Source organism: Micromonospora sp. NPDC049274, assembly GCF_040678875.1.
Taxonomy (GTDB): domain Bacteria; phylum Actinomycetota; class Actinomycetes; order Mycobacteriales; family Micromonosporaceae; genus Micromonospora.
The window spans coordinates 1-14,080 of record NZ_JBFAQS010000005.1 but is presented as its reverse complement, the minus strand read 5'-3'; the positions used below and the strand labels follow the sequence as shown (position 1 = coordinate 14,080).

Here is a 14,080-nt window from a genome sequence, read left to right as displayed (position 1 = left end):
TCCGACGATGGCCACCTTTGCCGCCCCGGACGGGACCGCGCTCGCGTACCGGACCCTCGGAGGCGGAGACCCCCTGGTCTGCCTGCCGGGCGGCCCGATGCGCGACTCCGCGTACCTCGGTGATCTCGGTGGCCTGGGCGCACTGCGGACGCTTGTCGTTCTCGACCAGCGGGGCACCGGTCGGTCGGCGGCGCCGGCGGACGTCTCCACCTATCGCTGCGACCGACTGGTCGACGACGTGGAAGCACTGCGCCGGCACCTGGGCCTCGACCGGCTGGACCTGCTCGGGCACTCCGCCGGCGCGAACGTGGTGGTGCGGTACGCGGCCCGGCACCCCGACCGGGTGGGCCGGCTCGCGCTGGTCACCCCGAGCACCCGGGCGGTCGGGCTTCCGGCGACGGCCGCGCTGCGTCAGGAGGTCACACGCGCCCGCGTGACCGAGCCGTGGTTTCCGGCTGCGGCGGAGGCCCTGGATTCCATGGTGGGCGGTCGGGCCAGTCCGGAAGCCTGGCAGGCGATCGCGCCGTTCTTCTACGGCCGGTGGGACGAGGCGGCCCAGGCGCACCAGGCGGCCGAGGTCGGCCAGCGCAACGAGGAGGCGGCGCGGATCTTCGGCAGCGAGGACGCCTTCGATCCGCCGGCCACCCGCGCCGCGCTCGCCGCGCACCGAGGGGCGGTGCTGCTGGTCGCCGGTGAGGTTGACCTCGGCGCGCCGCCCGGCCTCGTGGCCCAGCTCGGCGAGCTGATTCCCGGCGCCGAGGTGGTCGTGCAGGCTGGCGCGGGCCACTACCCGTGGCTCGACGACGCGGAGGCGTTCCGCGCGACGCTCGCGGCGTTCCTCGCCGACCCGGCCGGTGCTTGAGTCTCCACCGGGGGGAGACAGCAGGGTGGGGGCATGGACGGGGAAACGCGGTACACGATCGGTGACCTGGCCCGCCGGAGCGGCCTGAGCGTCAAGACCATCAGGTACTACGCCGACAGCGGGATCGTGCCTCCGACGGACCGGAGCCCGACCGGCTATCGCCTCTTCGACGCGGCAGCCGTCGCCCGACTGGAACTGGTCCGGACGTTGCGCGACCTGGGCGTGGACCTGGCGTCCATCCGGCGGGTGGTGGACCAAGAGGTGCCCCTGCACGAGGTGGCTGCCGCGCACGCCGAGGCGCTGGCCGTGCAGATCCGTGTGCTGCGGCTGCGCCGGGCGGTGCTCACCGTGGCAGCGCGGCGTGGGTCGGGCCCGGCGGAGGTGGACGACCTGCACCGGCTGGCCCAGCTCTCCGCCCACGAACGGGGGCAGCTGGTGGACGACTTCCTGAACAGCGTCTTCACTGGCGACCCGCCGACGTACCCGGGTGTGCTCGTCTCGATGACGCCGGAGCTGCCCGACGACCCGACCACCGAGCAGGTGCAGGCGTGGCTGGAGCTGGCCGAGCTGTGCCGGGACCCGGAGTTCCGGGCACGGATGCGGCGGCTGGCGCGTCTACACGCCGCCGACCACGACGTCCCGGGGCTGCCCCGCCCGGACGCCGTCGCGGTGGTCCGGGACGCGGTGGCCCCCGCCCTCGCGGCCGGCCTCGACCCGGCCAGCCCGGACGCCGACCCGGTGGTCGCGGCAGCCACCAGCCGGTACGCGAGCCTGCACGGTCACTCCGACGACGCCGACCTGCGACAGCGGTTGCTGGACCGGCTGGTGCCGGCCAACGATCCCCGCCGGGACCGCTACCTCGACCTGGTGGCGGTGCTCAACGGCTGGTCCACCGGCGACGCGACCGTGCCGGCGGTGGACTGGTTCATCCGTGCCCTGCATGCCCGGATGCCCGAACCGGTTCGTTGAGCCGGCCCGGCCGGGCCGGGCGGGCTGGCTGGCTGGCTGGGCTGGCTTCAGCCGAACCAGGTCATCGCCTGACCGTGGCCCCGGGTCCACGCCAGCGGCTTGCCGTCGAGCGCGAGGACGTTGTGCAGCGCCGCGTCCGGCGGGTCGGGCAGCCCGTCGTAGGGCAGCACCTCCGGGGCCTCGTTGGCGATCCAGTGCCCCGGCAGCTCACGCACCAGCCGGACGAACGCCTCCCGACGCGCGACGGGCACCTGGTAGAGCACCGAGGTGTGGAAGACGACAAGCGTCGCGTCGGCCGGCGCCCGTGCGGCAAGCGCCGGCAGGTCGTCCACCAGGTCACCGCGGACCAGCAGCGGCGGATCGGCCGCGGCGACCGCCGCCGCGGCGCGCAGCCGGGCACGCCGGTGCGCGTGCTCTGGCCAGATCAGGGCGTCCAACCAGGACACGTCGCCGGGGTCGGTCACGTCGAGCGGGTTCAGGTCCAGGCCGGCCCGCCACACCACCTGGGGTACGCGCGCCGGCGGCACCAACCCGCTGGCCGCGCACTCCAGCACCGGCGTGCCTTCGCCGACCTCGTGCTCGCCGTAGCGGTAGGCGTACCGGTCCGGATAGAGGCAGAGCCCCGCCGACGCGCCGACCTCCAGCAGGGCGAGGGGCTGCGACAGCGCGGCGAGCACGGGCAGCAGGACCGCGCACCGGCCGGCCTCGTTCGTCTGGGTGGCTCGGGCGCGCACCTGCGCCTCGACGGCCGGCCAGTGCGCCACCGTGTAGTCGTGAAAGGCGACCGGGTCGTCGACCGGCCCGCCCAGCCAGCGCACGACGCCGAACAGCAGGTTGGGCTGCCGCTTGCCGGGCGGCAGCGTGTCGAGCAGGGCGAGCAGGTCGCCGTCGTGGGCGACGGCGTGGGACAGCCGCTCGTACGTCGGTGAGACGCCGTGCGCCTCGCGGTTGCCGAACTCGACGTACGCCTCGCTGGTTGTCATGCCCCGATCGTCGCAACGTTCTGCCGAGTTTTCAGCCCCGCGACTCCCTGCCGGTGCCGGCTCCATCGTCACCACGAGCGGTATACCTGGGAGTCATAGTTATGACTCCCAGGTATACCGGCCAACGGCGACCTGCCTCCGGGCCGGGACGACGGACAGGACGGTGGCCAGCAGGGCGAGACCGGGCCACGAGCGTGGCGGGTGATCCCCGCCGCGCGTCCCCTGCTGGGCGACCGCCTCGGCGATGGGGCATCATCGAACCACCGGCGACTGGCGGCACGGGGATGGTGGAACCATCGGGGAGCCTCTCGCGGACGTCGACCGCCTGGGCGCCCGCGTCGAGGGGCCCCTCATGTCCACGACAAGTGAATCCGCCGAGACCCACACCACTCCGGGTGCAGCTCGACTCCTGCCGGGCGCACCCGTCGCCGACGCCATTTTCGCCGAGGTCGCCGCCGCGGCCGAGCGCCTCCGTGGGCGCGGGATCACACCGAGCCTCGCCACCATCCTGGTGGGCGACGACGACGCCAGCGCCGGCTACATCGGCATCAAGCAGCGTCAGGCCGCCGCGCTCGGCTTCGACTCCCCGCACGTGCACCTGCCGGCCACCGCCACCCAGGCCGATCTGCACCGGGCCGTCGCCAGGTTCAACACCGATCCGACGGTGCACGGACTGCTCGTGCAGTACCCCGTTCCGGGGCACCTCGACTACGACGCGGCGCTGCAGACCATCGACCCGGACAAGGACGTCGACGGTATGCATCCGCTGAACATGGGACGTCTCGCCGTCGGCCTGCCCGGCCCGCTGCCGTGCACGCCCGCCGGCATCGAAGCCCTCCTGGCGCACTACGAGATCCCCGTCGCCGGCCGTGAGGTCGTCATCCTCGGTCGCGGCGCCACCCTGGGCCGGCCCCTGGCGATGCTGCTCGCCCAGAAACGCCCGACTGCCAACGCCGCCGTCACCGTCGTGCACACCGGCGTACCCGACTGGGCCCGCTACACCCGCCGCGCGGACATTCTCGTCGCCGCCGCAGGCGTACCCGGGATCGTCCAGCCCGAGCACGTCAAGCCGGGCGGCGTCGTCATCGGCGCCGGCGTCCGCTACGCCGGGCGGCGGCTCCTGCCGGACGTGGACGAGGCGTGCGCCGAGGTCGCCGGCGCCATCACGCCCCGGGTCGGCGGGGTCGGCCCGACCACAGTGGCGATGCTGTTCCGCAACGCCGTACGCGCCGCCGAACGCGCGAACCAGTAGCCGCTGCGGCCTCGGTGGGTGATCGCGGGTTCGCTGAAGTCGGGGTGTCCGGGCGGGCGCGATACCCCGAGTTCCTGGAACTCGAGTCGATCATGCGGACGGCGGAAACGGCGCTGCCCCGGCTCTCCTGGCAGGAGGGCCGGGGCAGCGCTGATGCGTACGTCAGCTGCAACCGCTGGTGGAGCCGCAGCCCTCGCAGACGTAGCAGCTACCGGCGGGGCGCATCTTCGTACCGCAGGTGAAGCAGAGCGGCGCGTCCGCGGCCTTGCCGATCACGGCCTCCAGCAGTTCGGTGCTGGAACCCACGCTCGGAGCCGGCTTCGCGGCGGCCACGTCGGCCATCTCCTGAGCCGGCTGGGCGACGGCCTCGGTCTTGGCCGGAGCCTCGACCGGCGCGGACGACGCCATCGCGGTGAGCTCGGCACCGGTGACGGCGGCGGCCTCCGCGTCGGCCTCGGCCCGCAGCTGGGCGGCCCGCTCCGACGCGGTGAAGATGCCCAGCTCGGCGCGACGCTCGTAGGGCAGGAAGTCCAGCGCCAGGCGACGGAAGATGTAGTCCATCACCGAGGCCGCCATCCGCACGTCCGGGTCGTCGGTCATACCGGCCGGCTCGAAACGCATGTTGGTGAACTTGCTGACGAACGTCTCCAGCGGCACGCCGTACTGCAGGCCGATGCTGATGGCCACCGAGAAGGCGTCCATCACGCCGGCCAGGGTCGAGCCCTGCTTGGACATCTTGAGGAACACCTCACCGAGGCCGTCGTCCGGGTAGGACGACGCGGTCAGGTAACCCTCGGCGCCACCGACGGAGAAGCTGACCGTCTCGGACGGGCGCTTCTTCGGCAGGCGCTTGCGCACCGGCCGGTACTCGATGACCTTCTCGACCGCGGCCGGCGCTGCCGGTGCCGTCTCGACGGCGGCCGGCTCGGCGGCCTTGTTGGACTTGGCCACCGAGAGCGGCTGGCCGACCTTGCAGTTGTCCCGGTAGATCGCCAGCGCCTTGAGGCCGAGCTTCCAGCCCTCGAAGTAGATCTTCTCGACGTCCTCGACGGTGGCCGCCTCCGGCATGTTGACCGTCTTGGAGATGGCACCGGAGACGAACGGCTGGATGGCCGCCATCATCCGTACGTGGCCCATCGGGGCGATGGTCCGCTCCCCCATCGCGCAGTCGAAGACCGGGTAGTGCTCCGGCTTGAGGCCGGGGGCGTCCACCACGTGACCGTGGTCGGCGATGTGCTCGACGATCGCCTCGACCTGCTCCTCGGGGTAGCCGAGGCTGCGCAGGGCGCGCGGCACCGTCTGGTTGACGATCTGCATCGAACCGCCACCGACCAGCTTCTTGAACTTGACAAGCGCCAGGTCCGGCTCCACGCCTGTCGTGTCGCAGTCCATCATGAAGCCGATGGTGCCGGTCGGGGCGAGGACGCTCGCCTGCGCGTTACGCCAGCCGAACTTGTCGCCGATCTTGTTGCCCTGGGTCCACTGCTTCGTCGCCTCACGGACGATCGCGGTGGCCACCGGGCTGGTCGGCTTGATCTCGTCGTTGGCCGCGGCGTGCTTGCGCATGACCCGCTTGTGCGGCTCGGCGTTGCGGGCGTAGCCGTCGTACGGGCCGACGACCCCGGCCAGCTCGGCCGAGCGACGGTACGCGGTGCCGGTCATCAGCGACGTGATCGACGCGGCGACCGAGCGGCCCTGGTCCGAGTCGTACGGCAGGCCGGTGGCCATCAGCAGGGCGCCCAGGTTGGCGTAGCCGATGCCGAGCTGCCGGTAGGCGCGCGACGTCTCGCCGATCTTCTCGGTCGGGAAGTCCGCGAAGCAGATCGAGATGTCCATCGCGGTGATGACGAACTCGACGGACTTGACGAACTTCTCCACCTCGAAGCCACCGTCGGCGCGGAGGAACTTCATCAGGTTGAGCGAGGCCAGGTTGCACGAGGAGTTGTCCAGGTGCAGGTACTCCGAGCACGGGTTCGACGCGGTGATCCGCCCGGTCTCCGGGCAGGTGTGCCAGTCGTTGATCGTGTCGTCGTACTGCAGGCCCGGGTCGGCGCACTCCCAGGCGGCCTGGGAGATGGACCGGAACAGGTTCTTGGCGTCGACGGTCTCGATCACCGAGCCGTCCAGCCGGCCGCGCAGGTCGAAGCCCTTGCCGTTCTCCACCGCCGACATGAACTCGTCGGAGACCCGGACCGAGTTGTTGGCGTTCTGATACTGCACGCTGACGATGTCGGAGCCACCGAGGTCCATGTCGAACCCGGCGTCCCGCAGCGCGCGGATCTTGTCCTCCTCGCGCGCCTTCGTGACCACGAACTCCTGGATGTCCGGGTGGTCGACGTCGATGATGACCATCTTGGCCGCCCGGCGGGTCGCGCCGCCGGACTTGATGGTGCCGGCGGAGGCGTCCGCGCCGCGCATGAAGCTGACCGGGCCGGAGGCGTTGCCGCCGGAGGAGAGCAGCTCACGGGACGAGCGGATGCGCGACAGGTTGACCCCGGAGCCGGAGCCGCCCTTGAAGATCAGCCCCTCCTCCTTGTACCAGTCGAGGATGGAGTCCATCGAGTCGTCGACGGCCAGGATGAAGCAGGCGCTGACCTGCTGCGGCGACGGCGTGCCGACGTTGAACCAGACCGGCGAGTTGAAGCTGAACACCTGGTGCAGCAGCATCCAGGTCAGCTCGTGCGCGAACACCTCGGCGTCCGCCGGGCTGGCGAAGTAGCCGTACTCCTCACCCGCGGTGCGGTAGGTGGTGACCACCCGGTCGATCAACTGCTTGAGCGACCACTCGCGCTCCGGGGTTCCCACCGCTCCCCGGAAGTACTTGGTGGTCACGATGTTGGCCGCGTTGACGCTCCACGACTCCGGGAACTCCACCCCACGCTGCTCGAAGTTGATCGAGCCGTCCCGCCAGTTCGTCATCACGACGTCACGGCGCTCCCAGCTGACCTCGTCGTACGGGTGGACCCCCTCGGTCGTCCACACCCGCTCGATCTTCAGCCCCGCGCCTGTCTTGTTCCGTGAACGGCTAGTAGTCACGCCGTTGCCCCCCTCGTCTGCGCGGTCACCCACCGCGCGTCCCAATCTCTTGAAAAACCGTGAAGTCTCAGCTGGTACGGCCGGCGGCCTCAACCGCTTCGGCCCGGCCCTGCTCCCGGGCTCGCGCCACGGCCCGCAACGTCTCGATCTCGCGCTCGAAGTCGGCGAGCGAGTCGAAGGAGCGGTAGACACTGGCGAACCGCAGGTAGGCGATCTCGTCCAGGTCGCGCAGCGGGCCCAGGATCGCCAGGCCCACCTCGTGACTGGGGATCTCGGCGGCCCCCTTGGCCCGGACGGTCTCCTCCACCCGTTGCGCGAGCAGCGCGAGTGAGTCGTCGTCCACCGGCCGGCCCTGGCACGCCTTGCGCACCCCGCCGATGATCTTCGTGCGGCTGAACGGTTCGGTCACCCCGCTGCGCTTGACGACCGCGAGGACCGCCTCCTCGACGGTGGTGAACCGCTTGCCGCACTCCGGGCAGGAGCGTCGCCGCCGGATGAGCTGGCCGTCGTCGGCCTCCCGCGAGTCGACCACCCGGGAGTCGGCGTGCCGGCAGTACGGACACCGCATCGCCCAACCTCCACATTCTGATCAACTGCGGACACACCGGGCACTCCCGGACATGACTCACCACGGCGGTGCCACCCTCGGGCGGCGCTCGCCGTGATCGACGTTACGGAAGTGCGGTCGGTAGTCGAACCCAACCTGTAGGCAACTTACGCCCGTGTCACTACTACATCTAGGGGTTGACCGTATGTCGCTGACGAACCCGGGTCAAGTTGATCGGCGTGTCCGGCGCGTCACGGATCATCCGGTCATCCGCACCCGCCGCTCCACCGCAGAACCAACGCCGAGGACCCGACCGGGTTACCGGCCAGACGGCCGGAGCACCCCGGAAAATGGCCAGACTTCGAACACGCGTGCTATCCGACGTACCATCTATCAGAACATCCGTACGACCGGAGGGGTTTTTCACCCCGACACGCCGGTGAGAGGTCGTACAGATGTTTGAAAATGACCGATCTCACCTATACGGTCAGGAACAACCGGGCGCGATGGATCTTCACCACACCCGGCCGACGCACACTCATGGCACCACCGCACGCACCACGAGCCGACGAGGCACCCAGCGCCGACCAGGGAGGACGGACGTGACCGAGGACCGGGCAAGCCGGCCGAAGTGCCCGCAGCAGATCACCGAGGCGGGCCCGCCGCCGGCCACCCGACGCCGCAGCGCCGCGCGCAGCCGGACGGGTCAGCCGGCCGTGCGCCAGGTCACCCCGGTGGTCAGCGCCTTCCCCGACCCGGCGACGGTCGACCTGACCGCCCGCCAGCGCCGCATCCTGGAGTTCATCCGCACCTGGGTGGAGCGGCACGGCTACCCGCCGAGCGTCCGCGAGATCGGCGAGGCGGTCGGCCTGGTGTCACCGTCGAGCGTCGCCTACCAGCTCAAGGAGCTGGAGAAGAAGGGCTTCCTGCGCCGCGACCCCAACCGGCCCCGCGCGGTGGACGTCCGGGCCCCCAGCGAGGCCATCGACGACGAGTTGTCCCGCGCCCAACGGCCCACCCCTGCGTACGTGCCGATGCTCGGCCGGATCGCCGCCGGTGGGCCGATCCTCGCCGAGCAGGCGGTGGAGGACATCTTCCCCCTCCCCCGCGAGCTGGTGGGTGAGGGCGAGGTGTTCATGCTCCAGGTCAAGGGCGACTCGATGCTCGACGCGGCGATCTGCGACGGCGACTGGGTGGTCGTCCGGCAGCAGCCGACGGCCGACTCGGGCGAGATCGTGGCCGCCATGCTCGACGGCGAGGCCACCGTCAAGACCTACCGGCGCCGCGACGGGCACGTCTGGCTGATGCCGCAGAACCCCGCCTTCGACCCGATCCCCGGCGATGACGCCACCATCATGGGCCGAGTGGTGGCGGTGCTCCGCCGGATCTGACCGGCCGGCGGAGCGGGTGAGGGCCTACGCGCTCACCCGCTCGGCCGGACCGATGAAGCGCCGATCGTGTCAGTAGCGGTCGCCGCGAGGGCCACGGCCACCACCGGGGTACTGCCCGTACGGGTCCCCGGGCGCGTCGCCGTCGCGCCGACGACCGGGTCGCTGGCCCCGGGGGTCCGGTTCCTGCCCGCCGCGCCGTGGCGGCTCCGCCCGACCTCCGCCGGGCTGGCCACCACCGCCGTACACCCCGTTGCCGGGCCGACCGCCGGCACCCGCCGGACGGCCTCCGCCCCCCGCACCCGCCGGACGGCCCCCACCGCCGCCGTACACACCGCCACCGGCGGGAGCGGCACCACCGCGACCACCCGGACGGACGGGACCGTAGCCGCCACCTTCACCGCCGGGTGGGCGTGCACCGCCGCCGTAGACGCCGCCACCGGCGGGAGCGGTACCGCCCCGGCCGGGGCCACCGCCGCCGTAGACGCCGCCACCGGCCGCCGCGCCGCCGTAGACGCCAGGGGCCGGACGGCCTCCGGCCGTCGGTACGGCGCTGTCCCGGGGGGCGCCACGCCTGTCGTCGGGATCGACATCCGAGCCCGGCCCGTCGCCCGGCTCCGCCGGCGGTCGCCGACGACGGGCTCGCAGGATGCCGACGATGCCGGTGGCGACGAGCAGCAGACCGAGGACCCCTACCGCGCCCACGAGGTAGGTGATGTCGTCGAAACTGAGCCCGTCGATCCAGGACTTCTCGGCGGCCGGCTTGGCACCCGCAGGGGCGGCCAGCGGGGCCGCCGCGCTCATGGACGGCGTGTAGCTCAGAATGTCGACAGGCTCGTCCGCGGTGAGCTGCCCGCCTTCGGAGACGGTGACGAAGGTCTTCCCGTCCGAGGTGTAGGAGATCGCCTCACCGAAGGGATCGGCAAGTGGCGTCACCCGCGGCTTGCCGGTGGTGAGCGCCCCGACGATGTCGCCGCCGGTCACGTCGTACTCGAAGGCGTCCGCGTACGTCCGGACGACCACGCGGCTGCCGTCCGGCGATCGGGCGGCCCCGGTGACGGCCGACCGCCCGTAGACGCTGAGCGGGTTCTCGGTGGTGGTCTTCGGCAGCTTGATCTCGCCGACCTTCTTCATCGGCACCGGCGCGGTGTCGCCGTTCCTCAGCTTCGCCGTGGGGGTGAAGATCTCCGAGTTGCCGCTCGCCACCTTGGTGATGACCAGCGGGAGGCCGTCGGCCCCCACCAGCAACGCCTCCGCGTCGTGCGGCTTGTTCTCGGGGTAGGAGAGCCGGTGCAGCACAGGCTGACTGCTGCCGTTGATCGGCATGGTCCAGACCGCGATCCGCGACCGCCGCTCCTTGCTGGTGGTGTTGTCTCCGATGTCACCGATCCACAGGGTGTCGCCCTTGGGCGAGACCGCGAGGTCCTCGGTGTCGAACGGCCCCTGGCCCGAGTACCGGATCGGATCCTTGGCGACCTTGCACTTGCTGTCGAGGAAGAAGACCCGCTTGCGCGCCTCAACCTCGGTGCCGTCGTTGATGACGATGTAGCCGCTCTTGGTCGCCACCAGGCCAGACAGCTCCCGCAGCCGCTCGTCGGCGACGGTGCAGCGCTTCTTGCCGGGGGTGGCGGCGGGCGGCTGGGATGATCCGGGAGCGGGAGCGGCTACGGCAGCTCCGGCCAGCGCCACGGTTGCCCCGAGCAGGCCGAGGGCAACCGTGACCGAGGAAACAACGCGGCGCATTCGGCCAGTGTCGCATGCCGCGCGTTTCCGGTGGATGACGCCGGGGCCGCTCAGGGCCGGCTGCCGACCGCCTGGCCCTCCCGAGCGACGTCGAACGGCGCCAGTTCGGCGGCGAGCGCCGCACTGACCCGCACGTGCAGCAGGGTGCCCTCCGGCAGGTGCGACGTGCTGAGCACCTCACCGGTGCGGTGCACGCGAGACACCAGGTCGCCCCGGTCGTACGGCAGGACGGCCCGGACCTCGACCGCCGGCTGCGGCAGCCGCTCCTCGATCGCCGCCCGCAGGGCGTCGATCCCCCGCCCCGAGTACGCCGAGACGAAGATCGCCTCCGGCCAGAGGCGCTTGAGGCGCAGCAGCGCGTCCTCGTCGGCCGCGTCGGTCTTGTTGACCACCAGCAGCTCGGGCAGCCGGTCAGCGCCCACCTCGGCGAGCACCTCGTGCACCGCCCGCACCTGCTCCTCCGGATCCGGGTGGGTGCCGTCGACGACGTGCACCACCAGATCCGCCTCCGCGACCTCCTCCAGCGTCGAGCGGAACGCCTCGACGATCTGGTGCGGCAGGTGCCGGACGAAGCCCACCGTGTCGGAGAGCGTGTAGAGCCGCCCGTCCGAGGTGGTGGCCTTGCGGGTGGTCGGGTCGAGCGTCGCGAAGAGCGCGTTCTCCACCAGCACGCCCGCGCCGGTCAGCCGGTTGAGCAGGCTGGACTTGCCGGCGTTGGTGTAGCCGGCGATGGCCACGGCGGGCACGGAGTTGCGGGTGCGACGGGCGCGCTTGGTGACGCGTACCGTCCGCATGCTCTTGATCTCGCGGCGCAGCCGGGAGATGCGGTGGCGGATGCGCCGCCGGTCGGTCTCCAGCTTGGTCTCACCGGGACCACGCACACCCACGCCACCGCCGGCGCCGCCGCCACGGCCGGAACCACCGGTCTGCCGGGAGAGCGTCTCACCCCAACCGCGCAGCCGGGGCAGCAGGTATTCGAGCTGAGCCAGCTCGACCTGCGCCTTACCTTCCTTGCTCTTGGCGTGCTGGGCGAAGATGTCGAGGATCAGCGCCGTGCGGTCGACAACCTTGACCTTTGTGCGCTGCTCCAGGTTGCGCAGCTGCGACGGGGACAGCTCACCGTCGCAGATGACCGTGTCGGCGCCTGTGGAGAGCACCACCGCGCTCAGATCGTCGACCTTGCCGCGGCCGATGTAGGTGGCCGGGTCAGGTCGCGTACGACGCTGGATCAGCCCCTCGAGCACCTGCGAGCCCGCGGTCTCGGCCAGCGCGGCCAGCTCGGTGAGGGAATTCTCCGCGTCGGTCACCGTGCCCTCGGTCCAGACGCCCACCAGGACGACCCGCTCCAGCCGCAGCTGGCGGTATTCCACCTCGGTGACGTCGGAGAGCTCGGTTGACAGGCCCGGAACGCGTCGCAGGGACTGTCGCTCCGACAGCTCCATCTCGCCGGTGGTGACGTCGTCGAACTCGTCCTCGACGGGGACGAAGCTCTCCTGGTCTCGCAAGCGGTTCTCCTGTCCGAAATGATGAGTAGAACGTAATCCTGACATGACACAACGCCGAACGCACCTGCTATATGCCCGTGCTGGAGGTCGCCAAAAGTGGGGGCGAATACCGGTCGACCTCGGCAACCCGGTAGAAATGCTCAGGCGGCGGCCGACCGGTCGCACAGCCGTGACGGAGGGACCCCGTGGCCATCACCCGACTGCCGAGCGCCGGATTTTCGATCACCATCCGGATCGCGGTTACCGCGGACGCGTCCTCGATCGGCCGGCTCACCACCTCCGTCGGCGAGGCCGGGGCGATCGTCACGGCGCTGGACGTGGTGGACTCGGACCCGACCCACGTGATCGTCGACCTGACCTGCGACACCGCCGACGCCGGGCACGCCGACCAGGTGGTCGAGGCGCTGACCGCGCTGGACGGCGTGGACGTGCGCAAGGTGTCGGACCGCACGTTCCTGCTGCACCTCGGCGGCAAGATCGAGGTGACCTCCAAGGTCGCGCTGCGCAACCGCGACGAGTTGTCCCGGGCGTACACCCCGGGGGTGGCCCGGGTCTGCATGGCGATCGCCGAGAACCCGGCGGACGCCCGACGGTTGACGATCAAGCGCAACACCGTGGCGGTGGTCAGCGACGGCTCGGCGGTGCTCGGGCTGGGCAACCTCGGCCCGGCCGCGTCGCTGCCGGTGATGGAGGGCAAGGCGGCCCTGTTCAAGCGCTTCGGCGGCGTGGACGCCTGGCCGGTCGTGCTGGACACGCAGGACACCGACGAGATCGTGCAGATCGTCAAGGCGATCGCGCCCGCGTACGGCGGGATCAACCTGGAGGACATCGCCGCGCCGCGCTGCTTCGAGATCGAGGCCCGGCTGCGCGAGGCGCTGGACATCCCGGTCTTCCACGACGACCAGCACGGCACCGCGATCTGCGTGCTGGCCGCGCTGACCAACGCGCTGCGCGTCGTGGGCAAGCAACTCGCGGACGTGCGGGTGGTCGTCTCCGGCGCCGGCGCGGCCGGCACCGCGATCATGAAGCTGCTGCTGCGCCAGGGCGTCGGCGACATCATCGCGTACGACCGCCAGGGCGCCCTGCACCGCGGGCTGACCAACCTCAACTCGGCGTGGCAGTGGCTGGCGGAGAACACCAACAAGGAGAACTACTCCGGCGACCTGCCCGGAGCGATCCGGGGCGCCGACGTGTTCATCGGGGTCAGCGCGCCGAACCTGCTCACCGGGGACGACATCGCGCAGATGGCGAAGGACTCGATCGTCTTCGCGCTCGCCAACCCGGACCCGGAGGTCGACCCGCGGGAGGCGCGCAAGTACGCCGCGGTGGTCGCCACCGGCCGCTCGGACCAGCCGAACCAGATCAACAACGTGCTCGCCTTCCCGGGCGTCTTCCGCGGGATGCTGGACGCGCACGCCGAGGAGTTCACCGAGGAGATGGCGATCGCCGCCGCCCGGGCCATCGCCGACGTCGTCGGCGAAGAGAAGATCAACCCGACGGTGATCGTGCCGAGCGTCTTCGACTCGCGGGTCGCCCCGGCGGTCGCCGCCGCCGTCCGCGCCGCCGCGCACAACCCCAGCCCACTGCCGGCGGCCGACCCCGGCCCGTCCGACCTCCCCGAGATCGCGGCAAACGCCAGCGCAACCCCCTAACCCCACCCCCACCGGCCCCACGGCCCCACGGCCTCCGTCCCCTCCGTGGGGGGGGGAAATAAAATAAATTTAAAACACCCCCCGCCGGGGAAAAAAAAAAAAAAAAACGGCAAAAACGGAGAAAACCAAAAAAAAAAACAAAA

At 71.2% G+C, this 14,080-nt stretch carries 10 protein-coding genes; 5 read left to right on the top strand and 5 right to left on the bottom strand.

All coding sequences use genetic code 11. The features are described from left to right. Positions 1 to 7 precede the first annotated feature (7 nt). Both AB0K10_RS11100 and AB0K10_RS11095 read left to right on the top strand, forming a co-directional pair. On the top strand, positions 8 to 862 hold the full coding sequence (locus AB0K10_RS11100) for an alpha/beta hydrolase (RefSeq protein ID WP_363682245.1): 855 nt from the start codon (positions 8 to 10) through the stop codon (positions 860 to 862). A gap of 33 nt (positions 863 to 895) precedes the next feature. Further along, positions 896 to 1,831, top strand: a complete 936-nt coding sequence (locus AB0K10_RS11095; protein ID WP_363682243.1) for a MerR family transcriptional regulator — start codon at positions 896 to 898, stop codon at positions 1,829 to 1,831. A 47-nt stretch (positions 1,832 to 1,878) separates the two neighbouring features. Here AB0K10_RS11095 and AB0K10_RS11090 read toward each other — a convergent pair whose 3' ends face one another. Further along, a complete protein-coding gene (locus tag AB0K10_RS11090; protein WP_363682241.1) occupies positions 1,879 to 2,814 on the bottom strand; it encodes a DUF2332 domain-containing protein in 936 nt (311 codons plus the stop codon). A 352-nt stretch (positions 2,815 to 3,166) separates the two neighbouring features. On the opposite strand from AB0K10_RS11090, the gene AB0K10_RS11085 reads away from it, so the two are divergent. After that, positions 3,167 to 4,066 (top strand): bifunctional 5,10-methylenetetrahydrofolate dehydrogenase/5,10-methenyltetrahydrofolate cyclohydrolase, encoded by a 900-nt coding sequence (locus AB0K10_RS11085; protein WP_363682239.1) that lies wholly within the window; start codon positions 3,167 to 3,169, stop codon positions 4,064 to 4,066. A gap of 162 nt (positions 4,067 to 4,228) precedes the next feature. On the opposite strand, the gene AB0K10_RS11080 is transcribed toward AB0K10_RS11085, so the two are convergent. Further along, positions 4,229 to 7,135, bottom strand: a complete 2,907-nt coding sequence (locus AB0K10_RS11080; RefSeq protein WP_363682237.1) for a vitamin B12-dependent ribonucleotide reductase — start codon at positions 7,133 to 7,135, stop codon at positions 4,229 to 4,231. Between the two features lie 34 nt (positions 7,136 to 7,169). Continuing rightward, the gene (gene nrdR / locus AB0K10_RS11075) at positions 7,170 to 7,670 is read right to left on the bottom strand and encodes a transcriptional regulator NrdR (RefSeq protein ID WP_363682235.1); all 501 of its coding nucleotides are present in this window, start codon (positions 7,668 to 7,670) and stop codon (positions 7,170 to 7,172) included. Positions 7,671 to 8,251: 581 nt separating this feature from the next. Here nrdR and lexA point away from each other — a divergent pair. Continuing rightward, entirely contained in the window at positions 8,252 to 9,040 is a 789-nt protein-coding gene (gene lexA / locus AB0K10_RS11070; RefSeq protein WP_363682233.1) for a transcriptional repressor LexA, read from the top strand. Positions 9,041 to 9,109: 69 nt separating this feature from the next. On the opposite strand, the gene AB0K10_RS11065 is transcribed toward lexA, so the two are convergent. After that, positions 9,110 to 10,780 carry a hypothetical protein gene (locus AB0K10_RS11065; RefSeq protein WP_363682231.1) on the bottom strand — a complete coding sequence of 557 codons (1,671 nt, stop codon included), beginning with the start codon at positions 10,778 to 10,780 and terminating at the stop codon, positions 9,110 to 9,112. 50 nt (positions 10,781 to 10,830) lie between these two features. After that, on the bottom strand, positions 10,831 to 12,285 hold the full coding sequence (hflX, locus tag AB0K10_RS11060; RefSeq protein WP_363682229.1) for a GTPase HflX: 1,455 nt from the start codon (positions 12,283 to 12,285) through the stop codon (positions 10,831 to 10,833). A gap of 185 nt (positions 12,286 to 12,470) precedes the next feature. On the opposite strand from hflX, the gene AB0K10_RS11055 reads away from it, so the two are divergent. After that, positions 12,471 to 13,937, top strand: coding sequence for an NAD-dependent malic enzyme (locus tag AB0K10_RS11055; RefSeq protein ID WP_363682227.1), 1,467 nt, complete (start codon positions 12,471 to 12,473; stop codon positions 13,935 to 13,937). The last annotated feature ends 143 nt before the right edge of the window (positions 13,938 to 14,080 follow it).

What these genes read in the sequence shown, in the direction of transcription:
- AB0K10_RS11100 (WP_363682245.1), top strand. Translation starts at nt 8, where the DNA reads ATGGCCACCTTTGCCGCCCCGGACGGGACCGCGCTCGCGTACCGGACC.
- AB0K10_RS11095 (WP_363682243.1), top strand. Translation starts at nt 896, where the DNA reads ATGGACGGGGAAACGCGGTACACGATCGGTGACCTGGCCCGCCGGAGC.
- AB0K10_RS11090 (WP_363682241.1), bottom strand. Translation starts at nt 2,814, where the DNA reads ATGACAACCAGCGAGGCGTACGTCGAGTTCGGCAACCGCGAGGCGCAC.
- AB0K10_RS11085 (WP_363682239.1), top strand. Translation starts at nt 3,167, where the DNA reads ATGTCCACGACAAGTGAATCCGCCGAGACCCACACCACTCCGGGTGCA.
- nrdR (WP_363682235.1), bottom strand. Translation starts at nt 7,670, where the DNA reads ATGCGGTGTCCGTACTGCCGGCACGCCGACTCCCGGGTGGTCGACTCG.
- AB0K10_RS11065 (WP_363682231.1), bottom strand. Translation starts at nt 10,780, where the DNA reads ATGCGCCGCGTTGTTTCCTCGGTCACGGTTGCCCTCGGCCTGCTCGGG.